A 19,559-nucleotide genomic window follows, 5' to 3' on the forward strand; every position below is an offset into this window, starting at 1 on the left:
TAACTTTAGTCAAAAATTATAACCCTTTTCATTTGCAATTTCTACAAGACTTATTAGACAATAAAGAGCCTTCCAATCGATGGCAAGATTATAGAACCTTTTGTGACAATATTAAAAATGTTGATATAGACCTTTATGTTAAGGCACTACCAGAATTGCTTAAAAACTTAAAAAGTAACTATCCTGTAAGAAATCTTCAAATAGCCATTACTCGCGAAGCAAAAGAGGATGCTTCTTTTGGTAAAGAAATTTATTTAAAAACACTTGAAACGAAAAATCCTGATTCGTATTTTACATTAATGGATATTCTATCCGGATTATATCATTCAGACCAAAAGTTTTCAATAGATGAAATTAAACGCCTAATCGAAGATGATAACATAAGCTTAAATGAAATAGGAATAAAATCTATCGTCAAAATTGATTTGATAGCGAAAACAACACCAAAAACATTTGTGAGCTGGATTAAGAAACAATTCAATAGTATTATTAATAATAAGACTCTTAAGGAGTTATGGCCATCAGTTTTCTTTACCATTAGAAATAAAAGAAATGAATTAAAAAATACAGATAAAATTATAGATAAGCTATCAAGTATTAAGACTATTGAAATTCAATTAGAGCTCATTTACTTTTTGGATTACAATATAGATTTAGGTAACGAAATACACCTCTTTAAAAAATATCTTCCATTGTTGCTTCACATTGATATAGAACATGCAGGAGCGTATAATCAATTGGCTTATCGATTGGAAAATGTGGCTAAAACCAATTTAGATTTGGTAGTTGGTTTTATTACAGATTGGGTAGGGATAAGTCCAAAAAATGCTAGAAAAATAGAATATTTCAGCCATTTGCTGAATACACTTTGCGATGATTTTTATTCAGATTTCCAAAAGCTATATACAAATTGGTTAAATAAAGACAATCCAAATTTTCATATTGCCATTTTTGAAATGAATAGTGCTAGATATATGAGAGATTTATCAGGATTGACGGTTTCAGAAGTTCTAATAAAGGACTTTTCAGATTACGATATTGAATATATCACGTACAAAATACTTGCCTATGTTTATGATAAAGACACCTCTTTATCTTTGATATATTCCATACTCGAACAAAAAGTAGACAATAAAGAGGTTGTAATTTTCTTAGCTGATTTATTTATTAACCACTTAATTTTTAATTATTATTCAACTATTGAGTTTTTAAATTTAAAAAAGAAGACTGCCAATAGAAAACTTAAAAAAATAATAAAAGATATTGTTGATGAAGGGGAAGATAAATACAAGGCGTATTCAGATCTAGAAAACCTAAAAGAGTTTGCGCCTTCAGAGAGAAGAATGATATATTATAATAAAATACAGAATAGAAAATTTAATAAATCCTATAAAGAGAGTGAGTCAGAAAGTTCATCATTTTTAAGTATGATTACGAATATCAATTACAGAACGGGAAAGTCTACATTTTCAAAATACCAAGGCAAATACACCGAAAAGATGACACCAGCACTTATTTCGCATAGTGGCGAAATGCCAAGAGGCGAATTTATAGACCCCATAGGTCAAGCAACAGAACGGTTACTATGGCAAAATTTTAAAAGAAGGCAATGAGATTTTTACTGAGTGAATATATTAATCTTTTAAAAGAAGATAAAGAACTTGATGTGTTGCTGACTGATCTGCTAGTTGGAATGAAATTTACAACTATCTCAAAGCCAATGAAAGGTCGTCAATTTGGTGTAGATATTTCAGCTGTAGGTATTGATCCAGAAGATGGTATTAAGAAGGTGTTTTTGTTCGCTGTAAAACAAGGTAATCTAACAAGAACCACTTGGGATGGAGATGTCAACGCCATACGCTCAACTCTAAACCAAATTAAAGACACGTTTATTCCAACATCACTTACAAATCGTTTAAAAAAACTTCCTAAAAAAATAATAGTTTGTACTAATGGTGTTATAAATCAAAATGTTTTAGTTGATTGGACACAATATATCGACCAGAATACTACAGATGCTGTTGAATATGATTTTTGGGGTACAGGCGAAATAACTGCAATGCTTGACGACTATCTTGTTAGTGAAAAACTATTTCCACAAGAATATCAATCATTATTAAGAAAGTCTTTGGCATTTTTAGATTTACCAGATTATGATTTATCACATTTCTATACGCTGATTCAAAAAATTTTAGACAAGCAACCCAAACAAAAAAGACAAATATTAAAAAAGTTAAGACTGGTACGATTATGCCTTAACATTATATATAAATGGTCTCAAGACAATAATAATTTGAAACCTTCAATTTATGCAAGTGAACGATGTTTGTTACTAAGCTGGCACTTTATGCAAGAAGGTAATCATTTGGAGAAAAATTTTGTAAGACAGGAATTTTACAAAATCCATTCTTTAAAAAGAAATATAGGTGTCTATTATTTTAACAAAGTTGCTAAACATTACAAAACAGAGCACAGTATATATAAATACAGCAGAAATAGTCTAGAGTACAGTCTTAATGTTTGGGAAGAAATAGGAATTATAGCAACAATAGGGTTAACGGAAATACAAGAGTTTAGAATCCATTATAGAGAAGGTAATGAAGAGCATGCTCAAACATATTACCAAAGCGCTCTTTCAATTAGTAACGGATTATGTTTGTTTATAAAAAACAATCCACCTTCAAAATATCCAGAATACGATGTGCATAGTATTGAAATAGCTTTAGCACTTAACTTAATGAATTTTACAAGAAACTTTAACCCAGCCAAAAAATGGATTTCTGAAATGACTTTAGGTTTTAATAACAGATATAAAATAAATAAGTTTTTCCCATTGTTTAGAAAAAGTTATGATAAGCTGGTGGATATTCATAATGGAGATGAAGAATGTGAAATTCAGTCTTCAATGATAGTTCTTATATTGGCAGAATACACTTTAGTTTTAAAGGATGAAGACCTATATCAGTTTGTCCGCAAGATCCCTACTGAACTTTTTCCAGATTTGAACTTGCAAATATGGTTTCCACTTGAAGAAATGGAAAATAAAATATGTGTTCAGGATTATAGTCGTGGCGAAGGAACACTAAAACATTCTGTAACAATATACGAGAATGTAGAAGAGTACAAAAAAGAAATGGTATCAGAAATGGAACTCTTCGGACCAGAAAAGGACTTTAAAATTTTTAAGCATAGTTTCGATATTGTTGCTCACGTTGCAAGTAGGCACTACAAAAGCCAGCCTTTTCCTTTAACGTGGCGAGTTTTAATGAAACAAGAAGTCTCAACAAAAGAATAGAATAATGTCAAATCCAATAAAGCAACATTATATACCACGTTCATATTTAAAGAACTTTGCAGTTGAAGGAAGAAAAAGAAATCATTTTGTCGATGTTTATAAAATGGACAATGATATGCTTTTAGAGCAAATAAGCACAAAAGATATTTGTTTTGAAAAAAACATTTATACAATTCCTGCCGAATCAGATGAAGTAAAATACGCCTTAGAAAAACATTATGCTGAAAATGTTGATAGCGAGTTTCCAAAAATATATAAATTACTTGTTGATGAAAAGGTATTGACAGTTAGTCAAGAGCAAAAAATTCAAATACTATATGTATGTCTATCATTATATTTTCGTACACCAAGAATTTTAAATCTTCAAAAAGGTATGAATAAACAAATCTTTGATAGGGCAGCTCATACAGCAAATGAACATGGTTTGATAAAAATGAATTTATTTGGAGAGAAAATGGAATTTCATATTGATGAAATAGAGGAGGTTAAAAAACAGTACGATGAACGTTCAAGAACTGCCTTCTTAGTTAACCATCTTGAACAATGGGGAAACTTTGTTAAATACAAATACGATTGTACAATAAATGTAATTAAAATAGAAGATTCAAATGCGCCAATAATTACTTGCGATAATCCAGTTTCAATTAGGCATTTTGAAACTAATAAATTTCAAGGTTTATATGATCCCAAAGCAGTTATTACTTTACCCTTGGATCGTTCACATTATTTAGAGATTCATCCTAATGATTACGCAGATGGACAAACGAGAATTAATAGACTTACTCAAGACAGAGACTATGTATTTACAACAAATGGAGTTACACAACAGAATGCTGAAAACTTATTAGTAGCATACAAAGGAGATATTGATAAACATTTTGATATTCAAAACCATTATGAAAACCCAGAAAATGGAGAAGAGTTTTTGAAAAAAGCTAAATATAGGGCAGAGCAAGCCCTCGTTTTATTTGATGTTTTAAAGAAAAAAGGGTTTGTTTCAAAAGAGTTTATAGGTAAACTTAAAGAACTTTTAGAACATCCATATTGTAAAGACGATATCCAAATGTTGAAGTACAAAAAGGTGCTATCAAAAATGGGTAAGTGGTAAATTGATTATTTGTTTTTTGCAGTTTTATATCTAAACTTCTGTTAAACAAAATTTAGGAGTTGTTAAAATTTTATACCTTTGTACTCAATATGAAACAAGTATTCCATAAAGCAATGTCTTTGGCAATGGCTTTTGTAGTGTTACTCTCTACAATGTCATTTACGCTCAGTATGCATTATTGTGGAGATACTTTGGTAGAAACTGCTATGTTCCATAAAGCTGAAGGATGCGGAATGGAAATGGATAATCCTTCAACTGAAGGTTGTTCTATTACAAAAAAGAATTGTTGTAATGATGAACAATTGGTAGTTGATGGTCAAGACGAACTACAATTACAAGTTGACAAAATTTCTTTTGAACAACAAGTATTCATCGCTTCATTTGTTTATACTTATATTAACCTTTTTGAAGGTTTAGATAACAATGTATCTTCTTTTGAAGAATACAAACCGCCACTCGTCATAAGGCAACTCTACAAAATTGACGAGACGTATTTAATTTGATTTTTAAACAATAGACTGATTTATCCTATGACTTTATGTCATAAGGATAATTTGCTGTATTCGGTGTTTTTCTAACGCCAATGTCTAACTGTTTAATAATCAAAGCCAATGCTAAATAAAAGCATCAAATTTTTAATAGAAAATAAACTCGTAGCAGTTCTGTTACTCGTCCTTTTTGTAGGATGGGGAACTGTAAACGCACCTTTTAATTGGGATACAGGATTTTTGCCAAGCAACCCTGTAGCGGTTGACGCCATTCCAGATATTGGAGAAAACCAACAAATTGTATTCACAAAGTGGGATGGTCGTTCGCCACAAGATATAGAAGACCAAATCACTTATCCATTAACGACTTCTTTACTCGGTATTCCAGGAGTAAAAACCATTCGTAGTTCTTCTATGTTTGGGTTTTCAAGTATCTATATCATTTTTGAAGAAGATATAGAATTCTATTGGAGTCGCAGTCGTATTCTAGAAAAACTCAATTCATTACCAAGTGGATTATTACCAGAAGGTGTTAATCCTGCATTGGGACCAGATGCCACAGGTTTGGGACAAATATTTTGGTACACTCTTGAAGGTAGAGATGAAAATGGAAATGTTACTGGTGGTTGGGATTTACACGAACTGCGTAGCATTCAAGATTACTATGTGAAATATGCTTTATCTACTGCAAGCGGTGTTTCTGAAGTCGCTTCCATTGGTGGTTATGTACAGGAGTATCAGGTGGATGTCAATCCAGAGCTGATGCGTCAATATAACATTAGTTTAAACCAGATTGTAAAAGCGGTTAAAAGTAGTAATCAAGATATTGGTGCGCAGACTATAGAAATTAATCAAGCTGAATATTTAGTACGTGGTTTGGGTTATGTGAAATCTGTTGAAGATATTGAAAATGCTGTAGTTACTTCAGAGGATTTTACTTCAATTAAGATTAAAGACATTGGTAAAGTATCATTAGGTCCAGCAACACGAAGAGGTTTATTGGATAAAGAAGGTGCGGAAGTCGTTGGTGGTGTTGTAGTGGCACGATATGGTGCAAATCCAATGGAAGTCATTAATAATGTAAAGGCGCAAATTGAGGAGCTGAAAGGTGGATTACCTTCAAAGGTATTGGCAGATGGACGAACATCTCAATTAACAGTTGTTCCTTTCTATGATCGTACCGAGCTTATTGAAGAAACATTAGACACGCTTAATGAAGCGTTGACACTAGAAATATTAATTACCATTTTGGTTATTATTGTTATGGTTTTCAATTTAAGAGCTTCTATTTTAATTTCTGGATTGTTGCCTGTCGCCGTATTAATGGTATTTGTTACCATGAAACTGTTTAACGTAGATGCCAATATTGTAGCACTTTCTGGTATTGCTATTGCAATTGGAACTATGGTAGATGTAGGCGTCATTCTCGCAGAAAATATGATTCGCCATCTCGATGATGACAAATTACGATTACGAGAAGATGGTACAGAGTTAACTACGAATGAAGTAGTTTATAATGCGACTGCCGAAGTTTCTGGAGCGATTTTAACTGCGGTATTAACTACAATTATCAGCTTCGTTCCTGTATTTACAATGATTGGTGCAGAAGGAAAATTGTTTAGACCATTAGCATTTACCAAAACGATGGCGTTATCAGCATCTTTGGTTATTGCCTTATTTCTAATCCCACCATTAGCAGCTTATTTATTCAGAAAAACATCATTTAAAAAGTCATTTAAATACATCATAAATGGTGCTTTAATAATTGCTGGAATAGCAATTATGGTTACTGGATATTGGTTAGGGATTATTTTAATTGCTTTTGGTATTACTAGTTTACTTGGAGTCTTGGGTAAACTAAATAAGAAAAACAGCAATCTTGTAAATATTATTATTTCGTGTACTGCCATTATTTTTTTACTTGCCGAATATTGGAGACCACTAGGCTTTGACAGAAGTATTTTAGTCAATCTTATTTTTGTAGCTATTATTTGCTTCGGAATTTTAGGAATATTTTCAATTTTTAGAAGTTATTATGGACAGATTTTAAACTGGGCTTTAGCAAACAAACTTTTGTTTTTAATTATTCCAGCAACTGTGCTTGTTTCTGGAGGATGGATTATGAACAATACAGGAAAAGAATTTATGCCATCTTTAAACGAAGGCTCTTTTCTATTAATGCCAACCTCATTACCACACTCAGGTGTTGCCGAAAATAAACGTGTGCTTCAGCAATTAGATATGGCTGTAGCCACCATTCCAGAAATTGAAACCGTAGTAGGAAAGTCTGGTAGAACAGAATCTGCATTAGATCCTGCGCCTTTATCTATGTACGAAAACATGATTCAGTATAAGTCTGAATACATGCGTAACTCAAAAGGAAAAAGACAACGTTACAAAGTAAATGACGATGGTGCTTTTGAGTTGAAAGATGGAACATTTATCGCCAATCCTAATAATTCCGAAAATGTTGTTTTTACAAAAGTTATACATGCTCAACTTATCGAAGATAATGATGGCGAATTCTATCGTAATTGGCGACCAGAAATTAATAGTCCTGATGATATTTGGAATGAAATAGTTAGAGTTACTAAATTACCAGGAGTTACTTCTGCACCAAAATTACAACCGATAGAAACCAGATTGGTAATGCTTCAAACAGGAATGCGTGCACCAATGGGAATAAAAGTAAAAGGACAAGATTTAAAACAAATTGAAGCGTTTGGATTGCAGCTAGAAACCATTCTTAAACAAGCAGAAGGTGTAAAAGAGCAAGCTGTTTTTGCAGATAGAATTGTAGGGAAACCTTATCTACTTATTGATATTGATAGAGAAAAAATAGCACGTTATGGTGTATCTATAGAAGATGTACAAAGTGTGCTGAAAGTAGCAATTGGCGGTATGGCTATTACTCAAACTGTAGAAGGAAGAGAACGCTATGCTGTTAGAGTGCGATACCCTAGAGAGCTACGAGGTAATCCAGAAGATATAAAAGGCATCTATATTCCTGTTGAAAAAGGAAGTCCTATTCCATTAAGTGAATTAGCGACGATTCGGTATGAGCAAGGTCCACAGGTAATTAAAAGTGAAGACACCTTTTTAGTTGGCTACGTGTTGTTTGATAAATTAGATGGGTTTGCAGAAGTTGATGTTGTTGAAAATGCGCAAGCTTTATTTCAACAGAAAATAGATTCAGGAGAATTAACTGTTCCAAAGGGCATCAGCTATAAATTTACAGGCACTTATGAAAATCAGTTACGAGCAGAAAAAACGCTTTCTGTTGTCGTTCCATTAGCACTTGCTATTATTTTCTTGATTCTATATTTCCAATTCAAATCTGTTACTACGTCACTCATGGTTTTTACAGGAATAACAGTTGCTTTTGCAGGGGGTTTTATAATGATATGGTTGTACGGTCAAGATTGGTTTTTCAATTTTAGTTTGTTTGGAGAGAATATGCGAGACCTTTTCAATATGAAAACTATTAATTTAAGTGTTGCGGTTTGGGTAGGTTTTATAGCATTATTTGGTATTGCTACAGATGATGGTGTCGTTATGGCAACATACCTCACGCAAACTTTTGAGCGTGAAAAACCTTCTGATAAAAAGAGTATTAGAGCTTCCGCTTTACAAGCAGCCGAAAAACGTATTCGTCCGTGTTTAATGACTACTGTAACTACCATTTTGGCGCTGTTACCAGTATTGACATCCACAGGAAAAGGAAGTGATATTATGATACCTATGGCAATTCCAATATTTGGCGGAATGGTTATAGATATTACCTCTTATTTTATTGTACCGGTATTATACAGCTGGAGAGAAGAGTTTAAATTGAAAAGAGCAAACAAATGAAAAGAATAATTTATACACTCATAGGTTTATTAACTTTTAGTGTTTCTAATGCACAAGAATTAGAAACGCTTATTAATGAAGCATTAAATAAAAATCCTGAAATTCAAAAGTTTGAATTACAGTATAGTATTGCTTCCGAAAAAGTGAATGAAGTAAATACATTGCCTAATACCGAATTTGGTGTGGGTTACTTTGTAAGCGAGCCAGAAACCCGAACAGGAGCGCAACGCTTCAAAGTATCAGCAAAACAAATGTTGCCTTGGTTTGGTAATATTACCACAAGAGAAAACTATGTGAGTGCTTTGGCAGATGCTAAATACGAGGACATTGTTATTGCCAAAAGAAAACTGATGGCTTCTGTATCGCAATCCTATTATAATCTCTACGCTAATAAAGCAAAACAAGACGTTTTAAACGAGAATATTAAACTACTTAAAACCTACGAAACGTTAGCATTAACATCGGTTGAAGTTGGCAAAGCTTCAGCTGTAGATGTTTTACGATTGCAAATGCGTCAAAATGAAATGCAACAGTTATTAGATGTTTTAAGTCAACAATTTTTAGCAGAACAAACTACTTTTAATAAGCTTTTAAATCGTGATAAGGATGTACAAGTTTCTGTTATTAATGAGTTAATAATTCCTTCAGAAGATTTTGAAATCAATTCTGGAAATTTATCTCTACATCCTGAATTACTAAAATTCGATAAACTCTATCAGTCGGTAGAGCAATCTGAATTATTGAATCAAAAAGAAAGTAGTCCAATGATTGGTTTCGGTTTAGATTATATCAATGTTGATAAACGTCCTAACATGGATTTTAGGGACAATGGAAAAGATATCATTATGCCAATGGTATCAGTATCAATTCCCATATTTAATAATAAGTACAAATCCCAAACCAAACAAAATGAGTTGCAACAGCAAGGGATTTTAGTACAAAAACAAGAGCGCACAAATGCATTAGAAATACTATTAGATAAAGCAGTAAACGATAAGATTTCAGCAAGAATAAGTTATGCAACCCAAACGAAGAACTTAAAGCAAGCTAAAGACGCTGAAGAGATTCTTATTAAAAATTACGAAACAGGAACGATTGATTTTAATGACGTTTTGGACATACAAGAATTGCAACTGAAGTTTCAAATAAATCAAATTGAGTCTGTTAAAATCTACTATGTGCAAACTACAATTATTAATTATTTAACACAGCAATAATGAAACATACATATCACATACATGGAATGACTTGCAACGGTTGTAGCAGTCACGTAGAAGAAAAACTTTCAAAAGTGGAAGGTGTTTCAAAGGCTTCAGTTGATTTAGAAAAAGCAGAAGCAACAATCGAAATGGAATCTCATATTCCCATAGAAAGGCTTCAAGAAGCTTTAGAGAAGGATAGCGGAAATTATAGTATTCATAAATTAGGAGAACACCACCATAACAAAGTAGAAAAGGAAAAACAGCCACCAAAAGCAGGAACAGGTACTTTTTATTGTCCTATGCATTGCGAAGGCGATAAAAACTATGATAAACCAGGCGATTGTCCTGTCTGCGGAATGGATTTAGTTGAAGAACAAAATTTGTCCACATCTTCATCAGAACAATGGACGTGCCCCATGCATCCAGAAATAATTAAAGATGAAGCAGGTTCTTGTCCTAAATGCGGAATGGATTTAGTACCAATGGAAGCAGATAGTTCAGCAGAAGAGAAAACCTATAAAAAATTATTAAAGAAGTTTAAGATTGCTGTAGTGTTCACATTGCCAATATTCTTAATCGTAATGAGTGAAATGTTTTCCAACAATCCATTATACGATATAATGGAACAAAAATATTGGAATTGGATTCAGTTTGTCCTATCAATTCCAGTTGTGTTTTATGCGACGTGGATGTTTTTTGAGCGTGCCTATAAAAGCATAAAAACATGGAATCTTAATATGTTTACACTCATAGGAATAGGTGCAGGCGTCGCTTGGTTATTTAGTGTTTTTGGTATGTTTTTTCCAGATATTTTTCCAAGTCAGTTTAAAACAGAATCTGGAGCAGTACATGTCTATTTTGAAGCAGCAACCGTCATTCTAACATTGGTGCTTTTAGGTCAACTTTTAGAAGCTCGTGCGCATAGTAAAACCAATTCAGCAGTAAAAGAATTATTAAAGTTAGCACCCAATAAAGCTATAAAAATAGTAGATGGCGAAGATGTTGAAGTAACCATCGATGCTATTGAATTAAATGATATTCTAAAAGTAAAACCAGGCGATAAGATTCCTGTGGATGGCTCGATAACAGAAGGAGATACAACCATTGACGAATCTATGATTACAGGAGAGCCAATTCCTGTTAATAAAACAGTAAATGATAAAGTAAGTAGCGGAACAATAAACGGCAACCAATCTTTTTTAATGCAAGCTGAAAAAGTGGGGAGCGATACACTACTCTCTCAAATCATCCACATGGTTAATAATGCCAGTAGAAGTCGTGCGCCAATTCAAAATTTAGCCGATAAAGTATCAGGTTATTTTGTGCCTGTTGTGGTCATTATCTCATTACTAACTTTTGCGGTTTGGGCAATTTGGGGACCAGAACCAGTTTATGTTTATGCCTTTGTGAATGCTATTGCTGTTTTGATAATAGCTTGTCCTTGTGCATTGGGATTGGCAACACCTATGTCTGTAATGGTTGGTGTTGGTAAAGGTGCTCAAAATGGTGTATTGATTAAAAATGCCGAAGCACTTGAAAAAATGGATAAGGTTACGTCGCTAATTATAGATAAGACAGGAACAATTACAGAAGGAAAACCAACCGTTGAAACAGTAGGTTCTTTTGATGCTGATTTTAGCGAAAATGACATTCTGAAATATATTGTTTCGTTGAACAATAACAGCGAACATCCATTAGCGGAAGCTACGGTTAAATATGGAAAAGTACAAAATTCTGAAATTTTAAAATCAGATGCATTTAGCGCAGTTACAGGTAAAGGTGTAGAAGCTACTATTGATAATAAAAAAATAGCATTGGGAAATCCTAAGATGATGGATTATGCTAATGCAGAGATAACCTCACAAATGGAGGAAGAAGCTAAAACTTATCAAAAACAAGGTAAAACGGTTTCATACTTATCCATAGATGAAACGGTTACTGGTTATGTAGTTATAGGAGATAAAATTAAGGGGACTAGCGCCAAAGCTATTAAGGAACTTCAAGATAAAGGTATTGAAGTCATCATGTTAACAGGCGATAATCACGACACAGCGCAAGCAGTAGCATCAGAATTAAATCTTACAGATTTTAAAGCAAGTATGTTGCCTGAGGATAAACTCAAAGAAGTAGAGAAACTACAAGAAAAAGGAAAAGTCGTTGCTATGGCAGGCGATGGTATTAATGATGCACCAGCACTTGCTAAAAGTGATGTAGGTGTTGCTATGGGAACGGGAACAGATGTCGCCATAGAAAGTGCCATGATAACCTTGGTAAAAGGAGATTTACACGGTATTGTTAAGGCGCGACATTTGAGTGATGCCGTAATGAAGAACATTAAACAAAATCTGTTTTTCGCTCTCATCTATAACACATTAGGAGTGCCTATTGCAGCAGGTGTTTTGTTTCCGTTTTTCGGAATTTTACTCTCGCCTATGATTGCAGCGTTAGCCATGAGTTTTAGTTCGGTGTCAGTAATAGTGAATGCATTAAGATTAAGAAATATTAAAATATAGAAAATGAAAAAATATATAATTTACATAGGAATATTAGCTGTGGGACTTCTATTAGGATGGTTCCTTTTTGGTGGTTCGTCAAATACAGAAACAGAACACAATCATGATGCAGTAACAGAAACCAATCAAATGTGGACGTGTTCTATGCATCCACAGATTATGCAACCAGAAGCTGGAGATTGCCCAATTTGCGGTATGGATTTAATTCCTGCTGCAAATGGAAGTGAAGGATTATTAGCAGACCAATTCAAGCTTACAGAAAACGCTATGGCATTGGCAAATATTCAAACCTCTATAGTTGGCAATGGTAAAGTAGAAGATAATACAGTTAAATTATCTGGAAAAATTGTAGAGAATGAAGAAGCTAATGCCGTTCAAGTCAGTTATTTTTCAGGAAGAATAGAACGTCTAAATGTGAGTTTTACAGGCGAGGAAGTTAGAAAAGGACAGTTATTGGCAACTATCTATTCGCCCGAATTATATGCAGCTCAACAAGAACTTATTACAGCAGCTTCATTAAAAGAATCACAACCTGCATTATACAAAGCTGTGCGCAACAAATTAAAATTGTGGAAGCTCTCTGAAAATCAAATTAATCAAATTGAAACTTCTGGTAAGGTTAAAGAAAACTTTTCTGTCTATGCAACGGTTTCAGGAACAGTTTCTGAAAAATTAGTAGAACAAGGCGATTATATCAAACAAGGCCAACCTTTGCTCAAAATAGCAAATCTAAGTACAGTTTGGGCAAATTTTGATGTGTATGAAAATCAAATCGATTTATTTAAAAAAGAACAAAAGATTTTAGTCACTACCAATGCTTATGCTAATAAAGAATTTGAAGCTAAAGTAGATTTTATAGACCCTGTTTTAGATACCAGAACAAGAACTGTAAAATTACGAGCGGTACTTAATAATAAACTGGATGTTTTTAAGCCAGGAATGTTTGTTGAAGGAAAAGTTATAGGGATGACTTCAAGTAAAGAACAAGTATTAACCATTCCATCCACAGCCGTTTTATGGACTGGAGAACGTTCAGTTGTCTATATAAAAACAGACCCAAATCAACCTGTTTTTGAAATGCGCATTATTACGTTAGGTAATCAAATTGGCGACAATTATGAAGTGTTAGATGGTTTGAAAATTGACGATGAGATAGTAACAAATGGAACATTTACCGTAGATGGAGCAGCGCAATTACAAGGTAAAAAATCAATGATGAATAAAGAAGGTGGAAAAGTTATGACTGGTCATGAAGGACATCTTGGAATGGAAAATAATCCTTCAGCAAATAACGCGAATCATTCTAATATGAATGAGAGGGTAAAAGTGTCCAAGGGTTTTCAGAATCAATTGAAAGTCGTTTTTAATGATTATATCAAATTAAAAGATGCTTTACTTAAAGATGAATCTAATAATGTAATAACTGAATCGAAAAGACTACTGGGTAATTTATCTAAAGTTGATATGAAGCTATTAAAAGATAAAGAGGCTCATGGTCATTGGATGTCATTAGAAAAAGAAATAAAAGCATCTGCCACATCAATTTCAAATGCATCAAATATTGAATCACAACGAAATCATTTTAAGCATCTTTCATCACATTTAATTAGCACGATTCAGACATTTGGTATCAATGAAAAAGTCTTTGTTGAGTTTTGTCCGATGGTAGACGATAACATTGGAGCGTACTGGTTGAGCAGGGAAGAAAAAGTAATCAATCCATATTTTGGTGGTGCAATGCTAACCTGTGGAGAAGTAAAACAAGTCATAGAATAATAAAAATCAAATAATAACAATTAAATTTTTTAACAATGAAAAAAGTAATTTTAAGTGTAGCTGTAATTATGGCTATAGGTTTAACGAGTTGTAAAAACGAAACCAAGCAAGAAACAACAGAAACAAAAACGGAAGTATCTAAAGACATGGCTATGGTAGACATATCTTTTGGTGTTAGAGGTAATTGCGGAATGTGTAAAAAAACTATCGAAAAAGCTGCTAACAAAGTTGAAGGTGTTGCTAATGCAACATGGGATGTCGATAAAAAGAAAATAGATGTGTCTTTTGATGATGCTAAAACAGATGCAATGGCAATTCACAAAGCAATAGCAGCATCAGGTTACGATACAGAAAAAGTTTCAGGAGATGAAGATGCTTACAGTAACCTACCAGGATGTTGTCAATACGACCACGAAATGATGATGAATCAATAAGGAGATAAAGGAAGAGGATCATTCAGACCATGACCATTAATAATAAATATAGAAGAGCCTTGTTATTTAAGGCTCTTCTATTATAAAAAAATCATACTAACGTTATTTGCAATACCATTGCATTAAATAATTTATATCTTTGCTACGATGAAATTTTTAGCTTTTATATTATCAATTTATATTTTCGCGCTTAATTTAGCACCCTGCGAAGATAATGTTACGCTTGATAATGAGGTTCAAACAGAAATTTCACAAGGAATGGACAATGACCATCAACATCAAGATTCAGATTTATGTTCGCCTTTTTGTATTTGTCAATGCTGCCATGTAAGTGCTGTGCATTTTGATATACCGGATTTAAAATTAGAATTATCTTTTATTTCCACAAAAGATGTTTTATACCTAAGCGGTTCAGAAAAAGACTTCACGAATTCCGTTTTACAACCACCACAAGTGTAATGAACACCTGCTACGCAGGTGTATTATAAATCTATGCTACCATCGATACTCTTTGGTAACTATTCTTTATTTATAAATTCATTATAACTATAATTCTATGATTAATAAAATCATTGATTTTTCAATCAATAACAAATTCATTATTGGTTTGCTAACGCTTACCATTGTTGGAGCTGGTATTTGGAGTATGACTCAAGTACCTATAGATGCGGTACCAGATATTACCAACAACCAAGTACAAGTCATTACGCAAGCACCAAATTTAGGAACAGAGGATATTGAGCAAATCATAACCTATCCAGTAGAGGTAGCAATGAGCAATCTACCTAATGTCCAAGAAATTCGTTCAATTTCTCGTTTTGGCTTATCAGTTGTTACCATTGTTTTTGACGATGATATGGGAACGTATCTGCCACGTCAATTAGTCGCTGAAAAACTCAACGACATCAAAGAACAAATTCCCGAGGGATTTGGAGAACCTTCAATGGGTCCTATTTCATCTGGTCTAGGAGAAATATATCAATACACACTTAAAGTCAAACCAGAATACAAAGAGAAATATTCAGTTACTGATTTGCGCACCATGCAAGATTGGATTGTACAACGTCAAATGGCAATGGTAGAAGGTGTTGTTGAAGTTAATGCTATTGGCGGAAAAATTAAGCAATATGAAGTCGCTGTTGATCCAAATGAGTTGCGAGCAATCGGATTAACAATTACCGATGTCTTTGAGGCTCTAGAAAACAACAATCAAAATACAGGTGGTGCATATATCGAAAAGAACCATCAAGCCAATTTTATACGTGGCGAAGGTTTAGTGCGCAGTTTGGATGATATTAAAAAAATCACAGTAAGAAACGTCAATAATATTCCTATAACTATTGGCGATATTGCCAAAGTACAATTTGGTTCAGCTATTCGTTATGGCGCATTAACACAAGATGGCGAAGGCGAAGTTGTAGGCGGTTTGGTAATGATGCTTAAAGGCGCAAATTCAAACGATGTTATCGAGAATGTAAAAGAGCGCATGGCTCTAATAGAAAAGTCATTACCAGAAGGTGTGATTATCGAACCTTTATTAGATCGAAGTAAGTTAATCGCAGAAACTACATCTACTGTAGCAACAAACCTTATTGAAGGCGCATTAATAGTAATATTTGTACTTATCTTTTTATTAGGAAATTGGCGAGGTGGTTTAATAGTCGCATCCACTATTCCATTATCGTTATTGTTTGCATTTATACTAATGAATGTATTTGATGTTTGGGCTAACCTAATGAGTTTAGGAGCAATAGATTTCGGTATTATTGTCGATGGTGCAGTAATTATAGTAGAAAGTACCGTTTTTCTTATTGCATCACAAGTGCTAAAAAAGAAGAAACTTACTGCAAAAGAAAGAGATAAAGTGGCTTCTAATGCTTCAAAAAAAATGATGAATGCAGCCTTTTTTGGCCAGCTAATTATTCTAATTGTCTTCCTGCCTATTTTGGCATTAGAAGGGATTGAAGGAAAAATGTTCAAACCGATGGCATTGACTTTCATTTTTGCAATGATTGGTGCAATGGTACTTTGTTTGACGTATGTGCCAATGATGTCTGCCTTGGTTTTAAGAGTACCAAAGTCAGACAAAAAATCTTATGGCGATAAATTTGTGCATTGGGTAGAAGAAAAATACCAACCTTTATTAGTTAAAGCGATACAAAAAGGAAAATGGATTATAGGCATTGCAGTCGTGCTATTCGGACTAACAGTTTTTATGTTTAGTCGAATGGGAGGCGAGTTCATCCCACAACTCGATGAAGGCGATATTGCATTTCACGCCATTTTAAAACCTGGAAGCTCGCTTACAGAAACGATTGAAACGACCACAAAAATTGAACAAATTGTAAAAGCAAAGTTTCCAGAAGTCGAAAAAATTGTAAGTCGAATTGGTGTTGCAGAAATCCCAACAGACCCAATGCCAATGGATTTAGCCGATGTTTTTGTGATTTTAAAACCAAAAAGCGAATGGACAACAGCCACTACAAAAGATGAATTAATAGAGAAGATGAAAGAAGCGGTAGAAATGGTTCCTGGTGTTAACTATGAATTTACACAACCTATCGAAATGCGTTTTAATGAATTGCTGGAAGGTGTTAGAGAAGACATTGCCATAAAACTTTATGGAGAAGATATAAATGTCCTGTCTCAAAAAGCAGAAGAAATATCCAAAATCATTGCAGGAACTGAAGGTATTGGAGATATGAAAGCCGAAGCCACAACAGGGTTGCCACAAATGACTATTACTTACAATAGAAATAAATTAGCCCAATACGGACTGCAAATAAACACTTTAAATCAAATTGTGCAATCGGCTTTTGCAGGTGGTACAGCAGGAATTATTTTTGAAGGCGAAAAACGATTCGATTTAGTAGTAAGATTAAATTCCCAAAATCGAAAGGATATTTCAGATGTTCAAAATTTGTACATCAACTTACCGTCTGGTACTCAAATTCCACTTCGGGAAGTCGCAGATATAAGCTACAAAGCAGGTCCAATGCAAATAAGTAGAGATAATACAAACAGAAGAACCTATGTTGGTATTAATGTAAGAGGACGTGATGTGAAATCTTTAGTGGGCGAAATTAAAACTAAATTGGATGCACAATTAGAACTGCCATCTGGTTATTTTATTAGGTATGGTGGAGCATTTGAAAATTTAGAACGTGCAAGTAACCGATTGCAAACCGTTGTGCCAATTGCGTTATTACTCATTTTTGTGCTCATATATTTTGCTTTAAAATCCTTGCCACAAACCTTAATGATTTATATCGCAATACCTATGGCAACCATTGGTGGTGTCGTAGCATTGTGGTTACGAGATATGCCATTTAGTATTTCAGCAGGAGTTGGTTTTATTGTTTTATTTGGTGTTGCGGTTTTAAATGGATTAGTAATGATTAGTGGTTTGAATGAGTTGAAAGATGAAGGTGTTACCAATCTTAAAGATAGAATTATAGAGGGAACAAAACGAAGAATTAGACCAATTATGCTAACCGCTTTTACAGATGTTTTAGGGTTTTTACCTATGGCAATTTCTGCATCAGCTGGTGCAGAAGTACAACGGCCTTTAGCAACGGTTGTAATTGGTGGTTTATTAACGTCTACATTATTAACATTGTTCGTTTTACCTATATTATATCATTGGGTAGAAAACAAATCATTCAAGTTTAGAGCAGACAAAAAAATAATTACAGTTACTGCTATGGTAGCTTTAATGCTTTTGTTGCCAATAACAGGAAACGCACAAGTAGTTAACGATACATTGCCAACTATTTCAATGAATGAAGCGGTTAAATTATCAAAAGAAAATTTTCCACTTTTAAAACAAAAGCAATTAGAAATTAGAAAACAAGAACAGTTAAAAAGTACAGCTTATGATTTTGGAACGACTCAAATTTTTACTGGAGGCGAGGAAATTAATAACGGAAATGGTATTTATACAACTATAGGAATTGGTCAAAGCAACATTGATGTGTTTGGTATTTCTGCAAAAAAACGATTGCAAGAACAACGCATTCAACTAGCTCAAAAAGCGTTTCAACTTTCAGAATTAGATTTAGAATTGGAAGTGAAAAAAGCCTGGGCAAATGCCTTGCAGAGTAAAAGGAATTATAATTTATACAGAGAGTTAGATTCAATTTATACCAATTTTGAAAAAGCAGTAGCATTAAATTATGAAGTAGAAGCTATTTCAAGGTTAGAATATTCAGCAGCTAAAAATCAAGCTTTACAGATTCAAAATAAATTTATGCAATCAAAAAGTGAATATAGTATTGCATTACAACAGTTAAACCTATGGTTGGTTTCTGATACATTCTATACCGTTCCCAATGATTTTGAAATCACTAGTGAAATTGATGTTGATACTTTTAACTTAGAAGAACATCCCTTATATGGTATAGCACAATTACAGGTAACAGAAGCAGAAGCCACATATAAAGCTGCCAAAGCAGATAATTTACCCAAGTTAAATCTTCAAGGTGGTTTACAAAACTTAAATGGTAATTCAGGGTTTTATACCTATCAAGCAGGTGTTTCCATTCCTTTTTTGTCTGGTACAAATAAAGCAAAGGTTAAAACCGCAAAAATCGATAAGGAAATTGCTGATACGAACATTCAGTTCAAAAAACAAGAAGTACAATCCAAGTTTGTACAATCAAAAGAGAATTATCAAAAATGGAAAACGTCTTGGTTTTTCTATAAAAATGAGGTGTTACCACTTGTGAAAGAACAAAAATTGGGGGCTTTATTTGCCTATAAAGAAGGAGAGATAGATTATACAGGGTTTACACAACTCATAAAAGAAGCTATTCAATCTGAATTACAAGCTCAAGAAGCATTAATAAATTATTTAGAAAGCACATTTCAACTACAATATTTTAATAAATAA

General features: G+C 33.4%; 11 protein-coding genes. All 11 read left to right on the forward strand.

Annotated elements, in window-relative coordinates; genetic code table 11:
- The first annotated feature begins 32 nt into the window (after positions 1-32).
- The 11 genes from Q0876_RS07210 to Q0876_RS07260 all read left to right on the forward strand — a co-directional run bounded on the left by Q0876_RS07210 (position 33) and on the right by Q0876_RS07260 (position 19,559).
- Positions 33-1,613 (forward strand): hypothetical protein, encoded by a 1,581-nt coding sequence (locus Q0876_RS07210; protein WP_299225603.1) that lies wholly within the window; start codon positions 33-35, stop codon positions 1,611-1,613.
- Positions 1,610-3,295 carry a hypothetical protein gene (locus tag Q0876_RS07215; RefSeq protein ID WP_203255975.1) on the forward strand — a complete coding sequence of 562 codons (1,686 nt, stop codon included), beginning with the start codon at positions 1,610-1,612 and terminating at the stop codon, positions 3,293-3,295. Before Q0876_RS07210 ends, Q0876_RS07215 begins: the two co-directional genes overlap by 4 nt.
- A 4-nt stretch (positions 3,296-3,299) precedes the next feature.
- A complete protein-coding gene (locus tag Q0876_RS07220; protein WP_203255974.1) occupies positions 3,300-4,403 on the forward strand; it encodes a DUF4238 domain-containing protein in 1,104 nt (367 codons plus the stop codon).
- An 89-nt stretch (positions 4,404-4,492) separates the two neighbouring features.
- A complete protein-coding gene (locus Q0876_RS07225; protein ID WP_203255973.1) occupies positions 4,493-4,906 on the forward strand; it encodes a hypothetical protein in 414 nt (137 codons plus the stop codon).
- 108 nt (positions 4,907-5,014) lie between these two features.
- A complete protein-coding gene (locus Q0876_RS07230) occupies positions 5,015-8,743 on the forward strand; it encodes an efflux RND transporter permease subunit (protein WP_299225609.1) in 3,729 nt (1,242 codons plus the stop codon).
- Positions 8,740-9,960: a TolC family protein gene (locus tag Q0876_RS07235; protein ID WP_299225611.1), complete on the forward strand. Its 1,221-nt coding sequence runs from the start codon at positions 8,740-8,742 to the stop codon at positions 9,958-9,960. The genes Q0876_RS07230 and Q0876_RS07235 overlap by 4 nt, the downstream gene beginning before the upstream one ends.
- A complete protein-coding gene (locus Q0876_RS07240) occupies positions 9,960-12,458 on the forward strand; it encodes a heavy metal translocating P-type ATPase (protein WP_299225613.1) in 2,499 nt (832 codons plus the stop codon). Before Q0876_RS07235 ends, Q0876_RS07240 begins: the two co-directional genes overlap by 1 nt.
- 3 nt (positions 12,459-12,461) lie before the next feature.
- Positions 12,462-14,234 (forward strand): efflux RND transporter periplasmic adaptor subunit, encoded by a 1,773-nt coding sequence (locus tag Q0876_RS07245; protein WP_299225615.1) that lies wholly within the window; start codon positions 12,462-12,464, stop codon positions 14,232-14,234.
- Positions 14,235-14,269: 35 nt separating this feature from the next.
- Positions 14,270-14,668, forward strand: a complete 399-nt coding sequence (locus tag Q0876_RS07250; protein ID WP_203255968.1) for a heavy-metal-associated domain-containing protein — start codon at positions 14,270-14,272, stop codon at positions 14,666-14,668.
- A gap of 147 nt (positions 14,669-14,815) precedes the next feature.
- Entirely contained in the window at positions 14,816-15,127 is a 312-nt protein-coding gene (locus tag Q0876_RS07255) for a DUF6660 family protein (RefSeq protein WP_069831881.1), read from the forward strand.
- 97 nt (positions 15,128-15,224) lie between these two features.
- Entirely contained in the window at positions 15,225-19,559 is a 4,335-nt protein-coding gene (locus tag Q0876_RS07260) for a CusA/CzcA family heavy metal efflux RND transporter (protein ID WP_299225619.1), read from the forward strand.

This window comes from uncultured Psychroserpens sp. (assembly GCF_947503375.1).
Lineage (GTDB): Bacteria > Bacteroidota > Bacteroidia > Flavobacteriales > Flavobacteriaceae > Psychroserpens.

Bases quoted from the DNA above. Each gene is read 5' to 3' on its own strand.
- Q0876_RS07215 (WP_203255975.1), top strand. From the start codon at position 1,610: ATGAGATTTTTACTGAGTGAATATATTAATCTTTTAAAAGAAGATAAA.
- Q0876_RS07220 (WP_203255974.1), top strand. From the start codon at position 3,300: ATGTCAAATCCAATAAAGCAACATTATATACCACGTTCATATTTAAAG.
- Q0876_RS07225 (WP_203255973.1), top strand. From the start codon at position 4,493: ATGAAACAAGTATTCCATAAAGCAATGTCTTTGGCAATGGCTTTTGTA.
- Q0876_RS07230 (WP_299225609.1), top strand. From the start codon at position 5,015: ATGCTAAATAAAAGCATCAAATTTTTAATAGAAAATAAACTCGTAGCA.
- Q0876_RS07235 (WP_299225611.1), top strand. From the start codon at position 8,740: ATGAAAAGAATAATTTATACACTCATAGGTTTATTAACTTTTAGTGTT.
- Q0876_RS07240 (WP_299225613.1), top strand. From the start codon at position 9,960: ATGAAACATACATATCACATACATGGAATGACTTGCAACGGTTGTAGC.
- Q0876_RS07245 (WP_299225615.1), top strand. From the start codon at position 12,462: ATGAAAAAATATATAATTTACATAGGAATATTAGCTGTGGGACTTCTA.
- Q0876_RS07250 (WP_203255968.1), top strand. From the start codon at position 14,270: ATGAAAAAAGTAATTTTAAGTGTAGCTGTAATTATGGCTATAGGTTTA.
- Q0876_RS07255 (WP_069831881.1), top strand. From the start codon at position 14,816: ATGAAATTTTTAGCTTTTATATTATCAATTTATATTTTCGCGCTTAAT.
- Q0876_RS07260 (WP_299225619.1), top strand. From the start codon at position 15,225: ATGATTAATAAAATCATTGATTTTTCAATCAATAACAAATTCATTATT.